Source organism: Streptomyces sp. NPDC056479 (assembly GCF_042795335.1).
Classification (GTDB): Bacteria; Actinomycetota; Actinomycetes; order Streptomycetales; family Streptomycetaceae; genus Streptomyces.
In genome coordinates, this window is the sequence record NZ_JBHTRZ010000013.1 from 215805 (window position 1) to 232986 (window position 17182).

Sequence of the window (17182 nt, forward strand, 5' to 3'; positions counted from 1 at the left end):
TGCGTTCCGTGGCCGCGGTATGTGCCTGGGCCGCTGCATTCATCGGCGTGCTACCGGGGCTGATCCTCCTGTCCTGCGACGGGCACGTCGGCGCTGCACTCGTCGTGCAGTGCGTTGTCGTGGTGCATACCGGCAGTGCGCTCGCGTGGGTACTCACCGGAACATCGGTGCGGTTCGTCGCATTCGGTTTCTGGCTCTTCGCCTATGTATGGCTCGGGTTGGCACCGCTCGCCATGCTCGCCACGGACACCTACCCCCTCGAATACCGGACCGACGAGGCCAACGCCTTCTCCGCGACCGTCCTGATCGAAGTCGGGCTCCTCGCCTACAGCGCCGGAGTGCTCCTGATCGCCAGGCGCAACGGTAAACGCTCGGTCGTCCTCGAACCGCTGCTCGCCCGCAGACTCGCACCCTTGCCCGTGCTCGTCCTGTGCGGCCTCTCGCTCCTTCTCGCGGTCGTACTCATCCCCCGGATGGGAGGAATGGACGCCTTCTTCACCAGCCGGCAGGCGCTGTGGCAGTCGGAAGCCGCGACCGGCACGGAGCGGACGCTGCGCACCTGGATCCTCGCCGTTCCCGCCTTCTGGGCGCTGATCGGCCTGATCCACCTGCCCCGCCGGCCGAGGGGTGACCGATGGCTGCGCAGCGCCCGGTGGATGCTGCTCCCGCTACTGCTCGGGCTCAACGTGGTCGTCAACAACCCGATCAGCAGGCCGCGTTTCTGGGCCGGAACCGTCCTTCTGGCCCTGCTGTTCTCATGGAGCAGGTTCAACCGCCCACGGGCCTTCCGCATCACCGCCGCGGCGCTCACGGCGGTGGTGCTGCTCGTCTTTCCCTATAGCGACTACTTCCGTTACAGCCAGCGCGAAGCCGTCCAGGTGGTGAGCCTGACGGAGCAGCTCACGTCGAACATGGACTACGACTCCTTCCAGCAGATGCAGACGGGAGTTGACCATGTGGAGGAGAACGGGTTCTCCCCCTCAGGGGCGCTCGGCCCCTTCGTGTTCATGGTGCCGCGCTCCCTGTGGCCGGAGAAGCCGCAGGCCCTCGGCATCACCCTCGCCCAGCATGCTGGCTACGAGTTCTGGAACCTCTCGGCACCGCTGTGGATCGAGAGCTACACGTGGGCCGGATTTCCCGCTGTGGTGGCGGTCTTCGGTCTGCTGGGTGCGGCCGGACGCCGTATGGACGAGATCCGGGAACGGCTACGGGACGGACCGGCCACGCTGGCGTTCCTGCTCGTCCCGGCTTTCGCCTTCTATCAGCTGATCTTCCTGCGCGGCAGCCTCCTGGCCATCGTGGGGCCGATGCTGCTGCTCCTGATCACCCCGCTGTTCATCACCCGTCCCGCCGGCCGGCCACCCCGGTTCCCCTCACCGGCGCCGCCCGCGACCGCCAGCCACGCACTCACCCCGGAACAGGAGGCATCCGTGACCAGCTCCACCAGCTTCGATGACCGGTACGGCGAACCGGACCAGCTCCGCGACCAGCTGCGCCAGCTGCTGCAGTACCGCGTGACCATCGCGCTGGGTATCGCCCTCGGACTGCTCGGGGCGCTGCTGCTGATGCAGCTCCGCGCGGGCAGCTACACGTCCACGGGCGAGGTTCTCGTCCGTTCGACGGTGGATCCGTTCAGCACCTACGGCGTGTCCCTCGACAACCAGGTGAGCATGGGCACGGAGCAGCAGATCGCGCTCAGCGCCACCGTCGCGGACCGTGCGGCAGGAGCGTTGCGCGAACCGTCCCGCGCCGACGCGCTGTTGAAGGAGTTGCGTGTCAGCAACCCGCCGCACACCCAGATTCTCCGGTTCGAATACACGGCCGGCACATCGAAGCGGGCGGCCCGAGTCACCAACGCGTTCGTCGACGCCTATCTCGCCGACCGCAAGGAGCGGACGGACGCCACGGTGGCACGCATGACGAGCATGCTGAAACGTCAGGTCGCCCCGCTGATCAAGAAGAACACCGCGGAAGGCGGCAAAGGAAGCCCGGCTCTGCGGGAACAGATCAACGCGCTGCAGAAGCGGATCTCCGACTTCGAGTCCCGCGACACCACCGGAGGCGACGTCGTACGCAAGGCCGAGCCCCCGAAGCACCCGGTGGGACCGGGGCGTGTGACGCTCATGGGTCTCGGCCTGATGAGCGGTCTCGTCCTGGCCATGGTGATCGCCTGGCTGCGGTCCACCCTCGAACCACGGATCCGCTCGGTCGGCGAGGTGGAAGGCGCCCTCGGCGCCCCGGTGCTGGCCATCATCCCGGGCACCGCGGCGGACGGCGAACTGCTGGAGGTCGGCCGGGTCGCGAGCAGTCGCGCGGAGTGGTACCGCACTCTCGCCTTCCATCTCCGGCACGGCGACGCCCGTACGGCCGGTTCCACACTGCTGGTCGTGGCGCCGAAGCAGGACCACGACGCCGAGGCGGCCGCCGTCAATCTCGCCGCTGCGTTCGCCGAGTTCGGCGAGGACGTGCTGCTGGTGGACGCCACCGCGCGCACGCCGGGCCTTGCGGCACGACTGCCGCTGCTCACCGAGGATCCGGGTGACGACGAGGAGGCACTCGGCCTTCTGGACGACCGGCTCGTCGTCGATGTGGGTACGGCGGGGCGCATCACGCTCTGCCCCGACAGACGTGGCACCACCACCGGCGACATCCCGATGTCCCCCATGGTGACGTCTGCCGTGTCGAGCGCCGGTCCCGGAAGGTCCAAGGTCGTTGTGACGAGGGCTCTGCTCGAACACGCCGATGGCCTCGCGGTCGCCCAACGCGCGGACGGTGTCCTCGTTGTGGGGGGTCTGGAGCACACCAGGCGCGACGACCTCAGACAGGTTCGCGAGTTGATGACTTGCTCAGGTGGGCGCATCGTGGGCGCGGTACTCTGCACGGGGACCCGGCGCAGCCTGCGCCGCGATGCCCCGGACGGTGTCCGTCATCCGGGCGGGCCGGGCTCGGGCGTCATGCCGGCCGCCCGTGCCGACGGAGCCCAGGGCCTGTCCGTGGCTGCGCGTCACGCCGACGGCGAAACGCAGGCAGACCCGGTCACCCTGTCGCAGCGGAGCTCGTCCGCGCAGGACGACACCCTCACCGCCTCCAAAGGATGAGCGCCTCCGCAGCGGCCCTGGCCGACGCCGGCGGAAAAGCCGCCCCAAGCGGGATCGCTGCCACCGCGCGGGGCGGGTGGTGGGGCTTCCTGGGTTCGACGGTCAGCGCTGTCTTCGGCTACGCCCTCGTCATGCTGGTCACTCGTGCCCTCGGCGCGCACGGATCGGGAGCGGTGTTCACAGGCGTCGCTGTCTTCACCATCCTCAGCAACACCTGCAAGCTCGGCGCCGACACCGGGCTGGTGCGCTTCATCTCCCGTGACGTGGCCACGGGCGGCGGGCGACAGGTGGGGGTACTGCTGCGCACGGCGCTCGTACCGGGAGCCGTGGTGAGTACCGCGGCCGCCGCGCTACTGTTTCTGTCTCCCGCGACGGCCACCTCACTGCTGCCGAACCTTGCTCCGGAGGACGCGGTCACTCTGGTCCGGCTCTTCGCACTGTTCCTCCCTCTGGCCACGGTCACCCTGATTCTGCTCGGCGCGACCCAGGGCTACGGGACAGTGGTTCCCTTGGTCGGAGTCGAACAGATCGGCAAGCCGGTACTGCGTGTTCTGATCGCCGTACCGGTCGCGCTGCTGGCTCCGGGGGTGCTGAGTCTGGCCGTCGCCTGGCTGATTCCCGCCCTGGGCGGCGTCCTGGTCGCGTGGCACGCGGTGCGTCGGTGCCGCCGTACGGGCATCGGAGAACCTTCCGGACCTGATGTGGCCGCCACACGGCACGGATTCTGGGCCTTCTCCGCACCCCGGGCGATCTCCTCCGTGTTCGACATCAGCGCGATCTGGGTGGGCGTCATCCTGCTTTCGAGCCTGGCCACCAGCGAAGAGGCGGGCATCTACACAGCTGTCGGCCGTGTCATCGTCGCCGTGACGCTGCTCCAACTGGCCATCCGCCTGGCCGTCGCTCCGGAAATCAGTCGTCTCCTCGCCGTGGAGGAGAACCAGCTGGCCTGCCATCTGCATCGCATCTCGACACGTTGGATCGTGCTGTTCTCCTGGCCGCTGCTCGTGTTGCTCGTGAGTTTCCCCGGCACCGTCCTCTCCGTGTTCGGACCCGAGTTCGCGCAGGGGACGGATGCGCTCGTCGTGCTCTGTGTGGCCTCGGCGGTCAACGTCGGAGTGGGCAACGCCCAGACGGTGCTGCTGATGGCCGGCAAGAGCTCATGGCATCTCGCGGTGACCGGCGCCGCGTTCGCGGTACAGCTGTCCGTCGGTCTTCTCGCCGTGCCCCGTTGGGGCGCCCTCGGAGCCGCACTGTCATGGGGAGCGGCGATCGTCGTCGAGAACGTCGTCTCGGCCGCCCTGGTGCGACGGCACCCAGGCTTCTCCATCGTCGACGGCGGATACCTGTTGGCGACCGGCGCCGGTCTCTGCCTCACGGCGGCTCTCGTCCTTCCCGCGAGGCTCCTCGCAGGTGACACGGCCGTCGGACTTGCCGTCGCAATGACTGCGGGATTTTCGGTATTCGGTATAAGTTTGTGGCGATTTCGCACGCCTTTGGGAGTGCGTGAACTCGTCGGTGTACTGCGCGAACGCGCCACGTAAGTCCGTCTCAGAACCGAGACAGCCACACCCCTCTCTCACCCGTACTCGCTGCAACCCGGGAAGTTCCATGCGCCTCAGAAAGAGCATGCAAAGAGGGGCCACCACCGCTTCGGCTGTGGCCCTCCTCGCGGCTGCCTCGCTTCTAACCGCCTCCGCTGCGGCATCCGACGGCGGTGAAAGGACCCTGACCGCTGACACCTTGGCGACCTGGCAGACCGACGGAATCGTCTGGTCGATCGAGTACTCGGGCGGCGTCGTGTACGTCGGCGGAACCTTTGGCAAGGTCCGCCCTCCGGGAGCGAAGCCCGGCGAAAGGGAGGTCGCACGCAAGAACTTCGCCGCGTTCGACGCGGCCACGGGCCGGCTCTTGCCATGCGCCCTGCGGTTGTCCGGCGGCGGTGGCACCGTGCGGGCGCTGAAGGCGTCGCCGGGCGGCAAGGTGCTGTATGTCGGTGGCTCGTTCACCAAGGCCGGTGGGGCCGACGTGGCCGATGCGGTCGCGCTCAACACGGCCGGCTGTTCGCTGCGCAAGGACTTCCGTCCGACCATGTCGTCGTACGTGCGAGCCATCGAGGTCACGAACGATGCGGTCTATCTCGGGGGCGACTTCACGCTCGTCAACGGTCAGGACAGGGAGCGCATCGCGGCGTTCACCCCCAGCGGGAAACTGCTGCCGTTCCAGGCGGAGATCGACGCTCCCGTACGGGCCGTACTCGCGGCGCCGAAGTTCGGCAAGCTCCTCGTCGGCGGCGACTTCAACATGCTCAACGGCCAGCTGGAGAAGTCGCTCGCCGCACTGCACCCCGTCACCGGCAGGACAGTGGCCTCGTACGAGGACTGGGTGCCGCCGAGGTCATCAGTGAAGGCGCTGGCACGCGACGGGATCAACTTCTACGTGGCGGCCGAGGGCAGCGGGACGGGTATCTTCGACGGCCGCATCGCCGGTCGCCTCAGCGACGGCAAGATGGTGTGGAAGGACACCTGCATGGGCGCCACCCAGGCGGTCGCCGTGCACAAGGGTGTGCTCTACAGCGGGTCCCATGCCCACGACTGCCGCGACACCCCGGGTGGTTTCGTCGAGTTCAACAACCGTCAGCACTTCCTGGCCCAATCGGTCCGAGACCGCCACATCCTGCACTGGTTCCCCGACACGGACGGAGGGACCGGCGAGGGCAATGGCCCCCGCGTGCTGGAGATGGCGGGTGAAGTCCTGTGGGCGGGCGGTGAGTTCACCATGGTCAATGGCAGGCCGCAGCAGAGCCTGACCCGCTTCTCGCCCGGGCCCGACCGGGGTGCTCCGGAAGAGGTGCCCCAGCTCAAGGCCTCCGCCTCGGGCACCGGTCGCGTCACGCTCACGTGGCGTGCCACATGGGACCGGGACGACGCGGAGCTCACGTATCTGATCTACCGGGACGGCAGGCTCGTGGCCTCGCCGACGCGGCGGTCCGCGGAGTGGGCGCGCCCCACGATGAAGTACACGGATTCCGTCGCTCCCGGCTCCCGCCACCGCTACCGGATCGCCGTCACCGACGGTGAGAACGCCTCGCTCAAGTCGAAAGCGCTCGTGGTCACCGCGGTCGGCGATGAGCGTCCGAAGGAAAAGCGTTGATGGGAGAACGTCTTGGCTACGCGCCGGGGGTCTTCGACCTCTTCCACGTGGGCCATCTGAACATCCTGCGGCGGGCGCGCGGGCACTGCGACCGGCTCATCGCCGGCGTCTGCTCCGACGAACTCGTGGTGCGCCTGAAAGGCAGGCCGCCCGTCGTACCGCTCTCGGAGCGGCTGCAGATCGTACGCAGCGTGCGTCATGTGGACGAGGCCTTCGTCGCGACCGTGGACGACAAGATCGAGATCTGGAAGGAAGTCGGTTTCGACGTCATCTTCAAGGGTGACGACTGGCTCGGTACGGACGTCTGGACGACCTACGAGACCGAGTTCGCGAGGGTGGGCGTGGAGGTCGTCTACTTCCCCTACACCGTGCACACCTCAAGCACGCTGCTACGGGAAGTTCTACGCCTCCTGGTCCAGCAGGACCCGTCCGAGCCGGCCCCGCGACAATTCGCCGGGCCGCGCCAGGGCGGAGCGGAGGGCTGACGCGGGGCCGCGGGGCGTCACCCCTGCGGCCCACCCAAGTGGCATACCGATCACGCCTCACGGAGATTGCTGTGAGGAATCATGAAAGGTGACGGTATGGGACATTCGGGCCATCGGGTGCGGTTCTCGTCCCGGTTCTCCATAACCTCACTCACAGCTACGATCGCCCTGCTGGCCGGCGCGGTGCCGTTCACCGCCGCCGCGGCCGGAGAACTGACTCCGCGAGCCGCCGTCGACGTATCGAGGTTCTCCACGGGCTGGTCCAATCCGTGGGCCATCTCCTTCCTCCCCGACGGGCGTTCGGCGCTGGTGACCGAGAACGAGTCCGCCCGTGTGTACCGCCTCCGCGACAACGGCACCCGGACCCTGATCGGCAGGGTTCCGAAGGTGGCCGTCTTCCAGCCCGGTGACGCCGCGAAGGGCGGGCTGCTGGGGGTCGCCCCGTCCCCGACGTGGGACGGCAGGAAGGACAAGCAGGTGTTCTTCATGCACACCACGGCGTCCGAGAGCCGGGTCGTGCGCATGAACTACGACGGCAAGTCGCTGAGCGGCTACACCGTCGTCCTCGGAGGACTCAAGCGGGGCTCCAACCACCACGGCGGCAAGATCGCCTTCGGCCCCGACAAGTACCTCTACGTCTCCACCGGCGAGGCCACCCACGCGCGGCTCGCGCAGGACAAGAACTCGATCAACGGGAAGATCCTGCGCATCACCAAGAGCGGGAAGCCGGCTCCCGGCAACCCGTTCGGCAACCGTGTCTACAGCTACGGCCATCGCAATCCGCAGGGACTGGCCTGGGACCGCAAGGGCCGGCTGTGGTCGGTGGAGATCGGGCAGGAGGCGAAGGACGAGCTCAACCTGATCAAGCGGGGCGCCAACTACGGCTGGCCCGGCTGCGAGGGCGTCTGCTCCGCCAAGGGCATGACCGACCCGAAGGTCACCTGGGACCACACCACGGCCCCCGCCCAGATCGCCGTCGTCGGCGACGACCTCTATGTGTCGACGCTGCGCGGCTGGAAGCTCTGGCTCGTCCCGATCGACGCGGCGCTCCAGGGCAGGGGCGACAGCGCGAAGACCCCCGTCTACTCCGGCTACGCGTTCCGCGCCCTCGCGAAGGTTCCCGGCAGGAACGAACTGTGGCTGGGCACCTCGAGGAGCGCGGACGGCAACGACAAGATCCTTCGCGTGACCGCCGGCTAGCCGGTCCCACGCCCCGAGCAATGACGAAGGACGTCTCCATGACCGACGTACGCCGCTCGACGCGGCATTCATCCCGGTTCGGGATGGCCACGCTGGCCACCGCGGCCGCGCTGCTGGCGACCTGCCTGGCCCAGCCGGTGTCCGCCGCCCCGGACGCCGCCGACGGTGGCGCACCGGCCGGCGTCAAGACGCTCTCGAAGGGATGGCACACCCCCTGGGGCATCTCGTTCCTGCCCAACGGCCGCACCGCCCTGGTGACGGAGCGACTGTCGTACCAGGTCCATCGGCTGGACCGGGACGGCAGGAAGAAGTGGGTGGGCGAGGTGCCCTACACCGTCCCCGAGCCGTACGACGAGGGCGCCGGCGGCCTGCTGGGCATCGCCCCGTCCCCGACCTGGGACGGCAAGAAGGACAAGCAGGTGTTCTTCATGCACACCACGAAGTCCGAGACCCGGGTCGTCAGGATGGACTACGACGGCTCCTCGCTTCGCAACTACCAGCCGATCCTCACCGGCATCCGACGGGGCGGGGACCACAACGGCGGCAGGATCGCCTTCGGCCCCGACAAGTACCTCTACGTCACCACCGGCGAGGCGCTTCAGCCGCGGCTCGCGCAGGACAAGAACTCGATCAACGGAAAGATCCTGCGCATCACCAAGAGCGGGAAGCCGGCTCCCGGCAACCCGTTCGGCAACCGTGTCTACAGCTATGGGCACCGCAATCCGCAGGGACTGGCCTGGGACCGCAAGGGCCGGCTGTGGTCGGTGGAGATCGGGCACCAGACGCACGACGAACTCAACCTGATCAAGCGGGGCGCCAACTACGGCTGGCCCAGCTGCGAAGGCACCTGCACCCGCAAGGGCATGACCAACCCCAAGGCCACCTTCAGCCCGGAGCGGGGCGTGCCCGCCCAGATCGCCGTCGTGCGCAACGTCCTGTATGTGTCGTCGCTGCGCGGCCAGCGGCTGTGGCGCATCCCCATCGACGGCGACAGCGAGCGGCTCGGCACGAAGACCGCCTTCTACCCGGGCACGTACGGCCGGCTGCGCGCCCTCGCCAAGGTGCCCGGTGTGAACGAACTGTGGGTCGGCACAAGCGACTTGGGGTACGGCAACGACAAAATCCTCCGCGTCCCCATCAAATGACCCACCGTCAAGCAACCCCCACGGAAAGGACGTACGAGCGATGAACGAGACCAAGGAAGCACTGAAGCCGGTCGAGCAGACCTCCTCGGCGCAGCCGGACGACGCCACCTGGCAGGCCCCCGCCTTCGAGGTCGTCGACACCGCGCTGGAGGTCACCGCCTACTCCCTCAGCACCCGCTAGCGGCCGCCATGCTGCTGCTGGTACTCGGCACCGCCGCCGGCGGCGGCATCCCCCAGTGGAACTGCGCGTGCCCCGGCTGCTCCGGGGCACGCGCCCATCCGCACCGGCGCCGCCGGCATGCCTCGCTCGCGGTACGGACGGGCGAGGGCCGCTGGTACGTCGTCAACGCGACCCCCGACATCGGCGACCAAATCGAAGGCCGGCCCGAGCTCCACCCAGGTCCCGGCCCCCGGCAGACCCCGCTCGCCGGAGTGATCCTCACCGACGCCGAGCTCGACCACACCCTGGGCATCGCCCGGCTGCGCGAGGCCGACGGCTTCGAGGTGCTGGCGACGGCCCCGGTCCGGCAGGCGCTGCTGGAGCGCCTGCGTCTCGGCGAGGTGCTGGCGCCGTACACCGACGTGACCTGGCGCGAGCTGCCCGGGCACGGCGCCGGACCGCTGGGTGGCGCGGCCTCCGGCCTGCAGGTCAGCGGCATCCCGGTGTCCGGCAAACGCCCGCGGTACGCCGCCGACGCACCGGACGACGAGTCCTGGGTCGTGGCGCTGCGCCTGTACGACCCCGCCTCCGGCACCTCCGCGCTCTACGCCCCGGCGCTGGCCGCCTGGCCCGACCGCCTTCAGCAGGCCGCCGAAGAGGCCGACTGCGTCATCGTCGACGGCACCTTCTGGGACGACGAGGAGCCCCGCCGCACCGGCATTTCCTCCCGCACCGCCACCGGCATGGGCCATCTGCCCATCGACGGACCGGGCGGCACCGCCGAGCGGCTGGCCCAGCTCTCCGCCCGGTGCCTGTACACGCACCTCAACAACACCAACCCCCTCGTCGACCCGGCCGCACCTCAGCACAAGCGGCTCGCCCGGCTGGGCATCGAGGTGGCGCACGACGGGACGGTGATCGAGCCATGAAGACGGCAGCTGTGAACACGGCGGCTGAGGATGCTGCGGCCGGGAGAACGGTGGCCGAGAGCACGCCGCCCGCCCCGCTCGCGGAGCCCTGGAGCCCCGCGGAGCTCGAGGCACGACTGCGCGCGGTGGGGGAGGAGCGCTACCACCACCGCCACCCCTTCAACATCCGGATGCACGGCGGCGACCTCAGCCCCGAGGAACTGCGCCGCTGGATCGTCAACCGCTTCCACTACCAGCGCCACATCCCCGTCAAGGACGCCCTGATCACCGCCAAGCTGCCCACCTCCGAGCTGCGCCGGATGTGGCTGCGCCGGATCCAGGACCACGACGGGTCACAGAGCGGCGAGGGCGGCATCGAGCGCTGGCTGCGGCTCGGCGAGGCGGCCGGCCTGGACCGCGAGACGATGCTGCGCACCGACTCCGCGCTGCCGGGCGTACGGCTTGCGGTCGACGGATACGTCAACTTCTGCCGGCTGGGCTCGCCCCTCGAAGCCGTCGCCGCCTCGCTCACCGAGCTGTCCGCGCCGGACCTGATGCGCACCCGCATCGACGCCTTCGAGCGCCACTTCCCATGGATCGAGTCCGAGGGCCTCGCCTACTTCCGCACCCGGGTCGCCCAGGGGCGGCGCGACAGCCGGGAGGCGCTCGACCTGGTGCTCGGCTGGGCCCACGCCCGTGACGACCAGGAGCGTGCGGTGGCCGCGCTGCGCTTCAAGTGCGATGTCCTGTGGTCGCTGCTGGACGCCGTGGACCGAGCGGGCCGCCGGGAGCAGGAGTGAGCGCGCCGGGCTCCACCGACTGGCGACCCGCCCTGGCCCCCGCCATCGTGCGGCGCCACGACCCCGTACGCGACGCCGACCTGCTGCTCCTCCCGGAGCGCGTCGGCGTCCTGAGGGGCTCGGCCGCGGCGGTCGTCGGCCTGTGCGACGGCACCCGCGAGGTGGGCGACATCGTCGACGAGCTGGCCACCCGCTTCCCCGGCGCCCCGGTCGCCACCGAGGTCCCCCCGTTCCTCCACCGGCTGCGCGAGCAGGGCTGGCTCCGATGACCCCGGCCGAACCGCCGCCGCCCGCTCGCCCCTGGGCCCTGCTGGCCGAGCTCACCCACGCCTGCCCGCTGCACTGCGGGTACTGCTCCAACCCCCTTGAACTGACGCGCCGTTCGAGCGAGCTGAGCACCGAGCAGTGGGCGGAGGTGATGCGCCAGGCGGGCGAGCTCGGCGTCGTCCAGACGCATCTGTCGGGCGGCGAGCCGCTGCTGCGCCGGGACCTGGACCGGATCGTCGCCGCCGCCGAGGCCGCCGGGATCTACACCCAGCTGGTCACCAGCGGGGTAGGCCTGAACGAGCCCCGCCTGGCCGCGCTCGCCTCCGCCGGGCTCAAGAGTGTCCAGCTCTCCGTGCAGCACGCCGACCCGCGCGCCTCCGACAAGATCGCCGGACGCCGGTCCTTCGCCGAGAAGGAACGGGCCGCCGAGCTGGTCCGGGCCGCCGGTCTCCCGCTCGGCCTCAATGTCGTCCTGCACCGCGAGAACCTCGACGCTCTCGACTCCCTCGTGGAGCTGGGGGTGTCCTGGGGCGTGGACCGCATCGAGCTGGCGAACGTCCAGTTCTACGGCTGGGGCCTGCTCAACCGCGCCGCGCTGCTGCCGACGCGCGAGCAGCTGGCCGGGGCGCGGGACGCCGTGGAGCGCCGGCGGGGGCGGCTGACCGCCGGCCCCGAGCTGGTGTGGGTCGTCCCCGACTACTTCGACGGCGTCGCCAAGCCCTGCATGGGCGGCTGGGGCGCGGTCTCGCTCACCGTCACCCCCGACGGCACCGTCCTGCCCTGCCCGGCCGCGGCCTCACTGCCGGACCTGGACCCCCCGAACGTCCGCGATCATCCGCTGGACTGGATCTGGGACCATTCCAAGGCGTTCACCCGCTACCGCGGCACCGACTGGATGTCCGACCCCTGCCGCAGCTGCTCCCGCCGCGACGAGGACTTCGGCGGCTGCCGCTGCCAGGCCTACGCACTCACCGGTGACGCCACCCGTACGGACCCGGCGTGCGGGCTGTCGCCGGATCACGGGGTGATCCGGGCGCTGGCCGAGGACAACCCGGACGGGACCGCCCAGATCAGACGCCGTGTGCCGGGTCGGTCCAAGGGGTCGGCGGCCCGGGTTTGACCTACGTCACCCTCGGGGTATTCTCTCCGGCTCGATTGGCCAGCCCCCTGCCCCGTATGGCAGACTAGCGGGGTTGCTCGGTCGAGTGTTGATGCTGCGCGCCTCCCGCCGGGAGGACCGAAAGCGAGTCCCACAGTACTCGTCGCCCTAACTGCCTCACGGCAGCGCTGGGGCGGACGTACGGGAATCTTTCGGGAAGTGTCAGTGCAGCACCGACCAGGCACCCGGTGGGTCTTTCGCCCCCGGCCTGCGGTTCCGGAAGGGCCGTGTTCCCAGACAAGGGATGTTCGAACAAGGGGCATCTGTGTCAGCGGGAGCGCGACACGCCCGACCGCGTGGGTCGGAGGGGCGGGTACGGGAACACCGGGTTCCAGAGCTTAAGAAGAGACAGGACTACGGAGTAGCCATGGCGGGACAGAAGATCCGCATCCGGCTCAAGGCCTACGACCACGAGGTCATCGACTCTTCGGCGAAGAAGATCGTCGAGACGGTGACTCGCACTGGTGCGTCGGTCGCGGGCCCGGTGCCGCTGCCCACTGAGAAGAACGTGTACTGCGTCATCAAGTCGCCGCACAAGTACAAGGACTCGCGCGAGCACTTCGAGATGCGCACGCACAAGCGCCTGATCGACATCCTCGACCCGACGCCCAAGACCGTTGACTCTCTGATGCGACTCGACCTCCCGGCCGGTGTCGACATCGAGATCAAGCTCTAGGGGCCGGTGATCTGAGAATGGCTAAGCAGATCAAGGGCATCCTGGGCGAGAAGCTCGGCATGACGCAGGTGTGGGACGAGAACAACCGTGTTGTTCCGGTCACCGTCGTCAAGGCCGGCCCCAACGTCGTCACCCAGGTGCGTACCAACGACGTCGACGGCTACGAGTCGGTCCAGATCGCCTTCGGCGAGATCGACCCGCGCAAGGTGAACAAGCCCCTCAAGGGCCACTTCGCCAAGGCTGACGTCACCCCCCGCCGCCACCTCGTCGAGATCCGTACCGCTGACGCCAGCGAGTACACCCTCGGCCAGGAAGTCACCGCCGAGGTGTTCGAGGCCGGCGTGAAGGTCGACGTCACCGGCAAGAGCAAGGGCAAGGGCTTCGCCGGTGTCATGAAGCGTCACAACTTCAAGGGCCTCGGCGCCGGACACGGCACCCAGCGCAAGCACCGCTCTCCCGGTTCCATCGGTGGCTGTGCCACCCCGGGCCGTGTGTTCAAGGGCCTCCGCATGGCGGGTCGCATGGGCAACGAGCGGGTCACCACCCAGAACCTGACCGTCCACGCCGTTGACGCGGAGAAGGGTCTGCTGCTCATCAAGGGCGCTGTCCCTGGTCCGAACGGCGGCCTCGTCCTGGTCCGCACCGCGGCCAAGGGGGCCTGAGGTAACCGATGAGCACTGTTGACATCCTTTCGCCGGCGGGCGACAAGGCCGGTACCGTCGAGCTCCCCGCGGAGATCTTCGACGTAGAGAAGATCAGCGTTCCGCTGCTTCACCAGGTCGTCGTCGCGCAGCTGGCCGCGGCCCGTCAGGGCACGCACAAGACCAAGACCCGCGGTGAAGTCCGTGGTGGTGGCAAGAAGCCTTACCGCCAGAAGGGCACCGGCCGCGCCCGTCAGGGTTCGACCCGCGCTCCGCAGTTCGCCGGTGGTGGCGTCGTGCACGGTCCCGTGCCGCGTGACTACTCGCAGCGGACCCCGAAGAAGATGAAGGCCGCGGCCCTGCGCCACGCCCTCACCGACCGGGCCCGCAACAACCGCATCCACGTCGTCTCCGGCGTGATCGAGGGCGAGAACCCGTCCACGAAGGCCGCCAAGAGCCTGTTCGGCAAGATCTCGGAGCGCAAGAACCTGCTCCTGGTCGTCGAGCGCGCCGATGAGGCCGCGTGGCTGTCCGCCCGCAACCTGCCCCAGGTCCACATCCTGGAGCCGGGCCAGCTGAACACGTACGACGTTCTCGTCTCGGACGACGTGGTCTTCACCCAGGCCGCCTTCGAGTCCTTCGTGTCCGGCCCGAAGGCCAATGACACCGAAGGGAGCGAGGCCTGATGGCTACGCGTCACCCGAGCATTGCCTCCAAGGCGGCCAAGGCCGCCAAGGCCGCGCGCGTCGCCAAGGCGCGTCGCCACGCCGCCGAGGGCAAGAACACCGTCGAGACCCCGGCGAGCAAGGCGTACACGGACCCCCGTGACGTCCTGATCAAGCCGGTCGTCTCAGAGAAGAGCTACGCGCTTCTCGACGCGAACAAGTACACGTTCATCGTTGACCCGAGCGCCAACAAGACCCAGATCAAGCAGGCCGTCCAGGCGGTCTTCGACGTCAAGGTCACCGGGGTCAACACGATCAACCGCCAGGGCAAGCGCAAGCGGACCCGCACCGGTTTCGGCCAGCGTGCCGGCACCAAGCGCGCGATCGTGACCCTTGCCGAGGGCGACCGTATCGACATCTTCGGCGGTCCGACCGCCTAAGGGCGGTCCGGATCGTCCGATATCGGACGAGGACTGAGAAATGGGAATCCGCAAGTACAAGCCGACTACGCCGGGCCGTCGTGGCTCCAGCGTTGCCGACTTCGTCGAGGTCACGCGGTCCACGCCGGAGAAGTCGTTGGTCCGCCCCCTGCACAGCAAGGGTGGCCGTAACAACTCCGGTCGTGTGACCGTCCGCCACCAGGGTGGTGGCCACAAGCGCGCCTACCGCGTGATCGACTTCCGTCGTCACGACAAGGACGGCGTGCCGGCGAAGGTCGCGCACATCGAGTACGACCCCAACCGCACCGCGCGTATCGCGCTGCTGCACTACGCCGACGGCGAGAAGCGCTACATCCTCGCCCCGCGCAACCTGCAGCAGGGTGACCGCGTCGAGAACGGTCCCGGGGCCGACATCAAGCCGGGCAACAACCTGGCGCTCCGCAACATCCCGGTCGGTACCACGATCCACGCGATCGAGCTCCGTCCCGGTGGCGGCGCCAAGTTCGCCCGCTCCGCCGGTGCCTCCGTGCAGCTGCTCGCGAAGGAGGGCTCGATGGCCCACCTCCGCATGCCCTCCGGTGAGATCCGCCTGGTCGACGTGCGCTGCCGCGCCACCGTCGGCGAGGTCGGCAACGCCGAGCAGAGCAACATCAACTGGGGTAAGGCCGGCCGTAAGCGCTGGCTGGGCGTTCGTCCGACCGTTCGCGGTGTGGCGATGAACCCGGTTGACCACCCGCACGGTGGTGGTGAGGGCAAGACCTCCGGTGGTCGCCACCCGGTCAGCCCCTGGGGTCAGAAGGAGGGTCGTACTCGTTCGCCGAAGAAGGCTTCGAACAAGTACATCGTCCGCCGCCGCAAGACGAACAAGAAGCGCTAGGAGCGGGTTTAGATGCCGCGCAGTCTCAAGAAGGGGCCCTTCGTCGACGACCACCTGATCAAGAAGGTGGAAACGCAGAACGAAGCAGGCACCAAGAACGTCATCAAGACCTGGTCCCGTCGCTCCATGATCGTGCCGGCCATGCTCGGCCACACGCTCGCGGTGCACAACGGCAAGACCCACATCCCGGTGTTCGTCACCGAGTCGATGGTCGGCCACAAGCTCGGCGAGTTCTCGCCGACGCGCACCTTCCGGGGCCACGTCAAGGACGACCGGAAGTCGAAGCGCCGCTAGTAGCGGATCGCATTCAGACACGTAAGTAACTGAGAGGGACAACCATGGAAGCCAGGGCCCAGGCGCGGTACATCCGCGTTACGCCCATGAAGGCCCGCCGCGTGGTGGACCTTATCCGTGGCATGGATGCCACGGAGGCTCAGGCTGTTCTGCGATTCGCTCCGCAGGCAGCCTCCGTGCCGGTCGGCAAGGTGCTCGACAGCGCCATCGCCAACGCCGCGCACAACTACGACCACCCGGACGCCTCCTCGCTGGTCATCAGCGAGGCGTACGTCGACGAGGGCCCGACCCTGAAGCGGTTCCGTCCGCGTGCCCAGGGCCGTGCCTACCGGATCCGCAAGCGGACCAGCCACATCACTGTGGTCGTCAGCAGCAAGGAAGGAACCCGGTAATGGGCCAGAAGGTTAACCCGCATGGGTTCCGGCTCGGTGTCACCACGGACTTCAAGTCCCGGTGGTACGCCGACAAGCTGTACAAGGACTACGTCAAGGAAGACGTCGCCATCCGTCGGATGATGACGTCCGGCATGGAGCGCGCCGGTATCTCGAAGGTTGAGATCGAGCGCACCCGTGACCGTGTGCGGGTGGACATCCACACCGCGCGTCCGGGCATCGTCATCGGCCGCCGTGGCGCCGAGGCCGACCGCATCCGCGGTGACCTCGAGAAGCTCACGGGCAAGCAGGTCCAGCTGAACATCCTCGAGGTCAAGAACCCCGAGACGGACGCTCAGCTGGTTGCTCAGGCCGTTGCCGAGCAGCTCTCCTCCCGCGTCTCCTTCCGTCGGGCCATGCGTAAGAGCATGCAGTCCGCCATGAAGGCCGGCGCCAAGGGCATCAAGATCCAGTGCGGTGGCCGCCTCGGTGGCGCCGAGATGTCCCGCTCGGAGTTCTACCGCGAGGGCCGTGTGCCCCTGCACACGCTCCGCGCGAACGTGGACTACGGCTTCTTCGAGGCCAAGACGACCTTCGGCCGTATCGGTGTGAAGGTCTGGATCTACAAGGGCGACGTCAAGAACATCGCCGAGGTCCGCGCCGAGAACGCTGCGGCCCGTGCGGGTAACCGCCCGGCCCGTGGTGGCGGCTCCGACCGCCCGGCCCGTGGTGGCCGTGGTGGCGAGCGGCGCGGTCGCAAGCCGCAGCAGGCTGCCGGCGCCGAGGCCCCCAAGGCCGAGGCTCCCGCGTCCGCTCCGGCTGAGAGCACCGGAACGGAGGCCTGAC

At 68.9% G+C, this 17182-nt stretch carries 19 protein-coding genes; all 19 read left to right on the top strand.

From position 1 onward, the window contains the following. The first annotated feature begins 167 nt into the window (after positions 1 to 167). Positions 168 to 3098 carry a hypothetical protein gene (locus ACFQ6S_RS40320; protein WP_383420634.1) on the top strand — a complete coding sequence of 977 codons (2931 nt, stop codon included), beginning with the start codon at positions 168 to 170 and terminating at the stop codon, positions 3096 to 3098. Continuing rightward, positions 3095 to 4639, top strand: coding sequence for an oligosaccharide flippase family protein (locus ACFQ6S_RS40325; RefSeq protein WP_383420636.1), 1545 nt, complete (start codon positions 3095 to 3097; stop codon positions 4637 to 4639). The genes ACFQ6S_RS40320 and ACFQ6S_RS40325 overlap by 4 nt, the downstream gene beginning before the upstream one ends. 67 nt (positions 4640 to 4706) lie before the next feature. Next, positions 4707 to 6248, top strand: a complete 1542-nt coding sequence (locus ACFQ6S_RS40330; RefSeq protein ID WP_383420638.1) for a fibronectin type III domain-containing protein — start codon at positions 4707 to 4709, stop codon at positions 6246 to 6248. After that, the gene (locus tag ACFQ6S_RS40335; RefSeq protein ID WP_383420639.1) at positions 6248 to 6733 is read left to right on the top strand and encodes an adenylyltransferase/cytidyltransferase family protein; all 486 of its coding nucleotides are present in this window, start codon (positions 6248 to 6250) and stop codon (positions 6731 to 6733) included. Before ACFQ6S_RS40330 ends, ACFQ6S_RS40335 begins: the two co-directional genes overlap by 1 nt. A 96-nt stretch (positions 6734 to 6829) precedes the next feature. Next, the gene (locus ACFQ6S_RS40340) at positions 6830 to 7933 is read left to right on the top strand and encodes a PQQ-dependent sugar dehydrogenase (protein ID WP_383420641.1); all 1104 of its coding nucleotides are present in this window, start codon (positions 6830 to 6832) and stop codon (positions 7931 to 7933) included. 38 nt (positions 7934 to 7971) lie between these two features. Then, positions 7972 to 9078, top strand: coding sequence for a PQQ-dependent sugar dehydrogenase (locus ACFQ6S_RS40345; RefSeq protein ID WP_383420643.1), 1107 nt, complete (start codon positions 7972 to 7974; stop codon positions 9076 to 9078). Positions 9079 to 9118: 40 nt separating this feature from the next. Continuing rightward, a complete protein-coding gene (pqqA, locus tag ACFQ6S_RS40350; RefSeq protein WP_383420645.1) occupies positions 9119 to 9259 on the top strand; it encodes a pyrroloquinoline quinone precursor peptide PqqA in 141 nt (46 codons plus the stop codon). An 8-nt stretch (positions 9260 to 9267) separates the two neighbouring features. Continuing rightward, positions 9268 to 10167 (top strand): pyrroloquinoline quinone biosynthesis protein PqqB, encoded by a 900-nt coding sequence (gene pqqB, locus ACFQ6S_RS40355; protein WP_383420647.1) that lies wholly within the window; start codon positions 9268 to 9270, stop codon positions 10165 to 10167. Beyond that, positions 10164 to 10946, top strand: coding sequence for a pyrroloquinoline-quinone synthase PqqC (gene pqqC, locus ACFQ6S_RS40360; protein ID WP_383420649.1), 783 nt, complete (start codon positions 10164 to 10166; stop codon positions 10944 to 10946). Before pqqB ends, pqqC begins: the two co-directional genes overlap by 4 nt. Then, the gene (pqqD, locus tag ACFQ6S_RS40365; protein ID WP_383420651.1) at positions 10943 to 11215 is read left to right on the top strand and encodes a pyrroloquinoline quinone biosynthesis peptide chaperone PqqD; all 273 of its coding nucleotides are present in this window, start codon (positions 10943 to 10945) and stop codon (positions 11213 to 11215) included. The genes pqqC and pqqD overlap by 4 nt, the downstream gene beginning before the upstream one ends. Beyond that, positions 11212 to 12333 carry a pyrroloquinoline quinone biosynthesis protein PqqE gene (gene pqqE / locus ACFQ6S_RS40370; protein ID WP_383420653.1) on the top strand — a complete coding sequence of 374 codons (1122 nt, stop codon included), beginning with the start codon at positions 11212 to 11214 and terminating at the stop codon, positions 12331 to 12333. The genes pqqD and pqqE overlap by 4 nt, the downstream gene beginning before the upstream one ends. 406 nt (positions 12334 to 12739) lie before the next feature. Further along, on the top strand, positions 12740 to 13048 hold the full coding sequence (gene rpsJ / locus ACFQ6S_RS40375) for a 30S ribosomal protein S10 (RefSeq protein WP_003948644.1): 309 nt from the start codon (positions 12740 to 12742) through the stop codon (positions 13046 to 13048). Positions 13049 to 13065: 17 nt separating this feature from the next. Next, positions 13066 to 13710, top strand: coding sequence for a 50S ribosomal protein L3 (rplC, locus tag ACFQ6S_RS40380; RefSeq protein ID WP_062706771.1), 645 nt, complete (start codon positions 13066 to 13068; stop codon positions 13708 to 13710). 8 nt (positions 13711 to 13718) lie between these two features. Next, on the top strand, positions 13719 to 14375 hold the full coding sequence (gene rplD, locus ACFQ6S_RS40385; RefSeq protein WP_383420655.1) for a 50S ribosomal protein L4: 657 nt from the start codon (positions 13719 to 13721) through the stop codon (positions 14373 to 14375). Continuing rightward, entirely contained in the window at positions 14375 to 14794 is a 420-nt protein-coding gene (rplW, locus tag ACFQ6S_RS40390; protein ID WP_383420657.1) for a 50S ribosomal protein L23, read from the top strand. Before rplD ends, rplW begins: the two co-directional genes overlap by 1 nt. Positions 14795 to 14834: 40 nt before the next feature. Beyond that, positions 14835 to 15671, top strand: coding sequence for a 50S ribosomal protein L2 (rplB, locus tag ACFQ6S_RS40395; RefSeq protein WP_189933359.1), 837 nt, complete (start codon positions 14835 to 14837; stop codon positions 15669 to 15671). Between the two features lie 12 nt (positions 15672 to 15683). Next, positions 15684 to 15965 (top strand): 30S ribosomal protein S19, encoded by a 282-nt coding sequence (rpsS, locus tag ACFQ6S_RS40400; RefSeq protein WP_147995160.1) that lies wholly within the window; start codon positions 15684 to 15686, stop codon positions 15963 to 15965. 44 nt (positions 15966 to 16009) lie between these two features. Then, positions 16010 to 16357, top strand: coding sequence for a 50S ribosomal protein L22 (gene rplV / locus ACFQ6S_RS40405; protein ID WP_026290933.1), 348 nt, complete (start codon positions 16010 to 16012; stop codon positions 16355 to 16357). After that, positions 16357 to 17181, top strand: a complete 825-nt coding sequence (gene rpsC / locus ACFQ6S_RS40410; protein WP_383420660.1) for a 30S ribosomal protein S3 — start codon at positions 16357 to 16359, stop codon at positions 17179 to 17181. The genes rplV and rpsC overlap by 1 nt, the downstream gene beginning before the upstream one ends. Position 17182 lies beyond the last annotated feature (1 nt).

What these genes read in the sequence shown, in the direction of transcription:
- pqqA (WP_383420645.1), top strand. Translation starts at nt 9,119, where the DNA reads ATGAACGAGACCAAGGAAGCACTGAAGCCGGTCGAGCAGACCTCCTCG.
- pqqE (WP_383420653.1), top strand. Translation starts at nt 11,212, where the DNA reads ATGACCCCGGCCGAACCGCCGCCGCCCGCTCGCCCCTGGGCCCTGCTG.
- ACFQ6S_RS40330 (WP_383420638.1), top strand. Translation starts at nt 4,707, where the DNA reads ATGCGCCTCAGAAAGAGCATGCAAAGAGGGGCCACCACCGCTTCGGCT.
- ACFQ6S_RS40335 (WP_383420639.1), top strand. Translation starts at nt 6,248, where the DNA reads ATGGGAGAACGTCTTGGCTACGCGCCGGGGGTCTTCGACCTCTTCCAC.
- rplC (WP_062706771.1), top strand. Translation starts at nt 13,066, where the DNA reads ATGGCTAAGCAGATCAAGGGCATCCTGGGCGAGAAGCTCGGCATGACG.
- ACFQ6S_RS40340 (WP_383420641.1), top strand. Translation starts at nt 6,830, where the DNA reads ATGGGACATTCGGGCCATCGGGTGCGGTTCTCGTCCCGGTTCTCCATA.
- rpsC (WP_383420660.1), top strand. Translation starts at nt 16,357, where the DNA reads ATGGGCCAGAAGGTTAACCCGCATGGGTTCCGGCTCGGTGTCACCACG.
- rplW (WP_383420657.1), top strand. Translation starts at nt 14,375, where the DNA reads ATGGCTACGCGTCACCCGAGCATTGCCTCCAAGGCGGCCAAGGCCGCC.
- pqqB (WP_383420647.1), top strand. Translation starts at nt 9,268, where the DNA reads ATGCTGCTGCTGGTACTCGGCACCGCCGCCGGCGGCGGCATCCCCCAG.
- rpsJ (WP_003948644.1), top strand. Translation starts at nt 12,740, where the DNA reads ATGGCGGGACAGAAGATCCGCATCCGGCTCAAGGCCTACGACCACGAG.
- rplD (WP_383420655.1), top strand. Translation starts at nt 13,719, where the DNA reads ATGAGCACTGTTGACATCCTTTCGCCGGCGGGCGACAAGGCCGGTACC.
- rpsS (WP_147995160.1), top strand. Translation starts at nt 15,684, where the DNA reads ATGCCGCGCAGTCTCAAGAAGGGGCCCTTCGTCGACGACCACCTGATC.
- rplB (WP_189933359.1), top strand. Translation starts at nt 14,835, where the DNA reads ATGGGAATCCGCAAGTACAAGCCGACTACGCCGGGCCGTCGTGGCTCC.
- ACFQ6S_RS40345 (WP_383420643.1), top strand. Translation starts at nt 7,972, where the DNA reads ATGACCGACGTACGCCGCTCGACGCGGCATTCATCCCGGTTCGGGATG.
- pqqC (WP_383420649.1), top strand. Translation starts at nt 10,164, where the DNA reads ATGAAGACGGCAGCTGTGAACACGGCGGCTGAGGATGCTGCGGCCGGG.
- ACFQ6S_RS40325 (WP_383420636.1), top strand. Translation starts at nt 3,095, where the DNA reads ATGAGCGCCTCCGCAGCGGCCCTGGCCGACGCCGGCGGAAAAGCCGCC.
- rplV (WP_026290933.1), top strand. Translation starts at nt 16,010, where the DNA reads ATGGAAGCCAGGGCCCAGGCGCGGTACATCCGCGTTACGCCCATGAAG.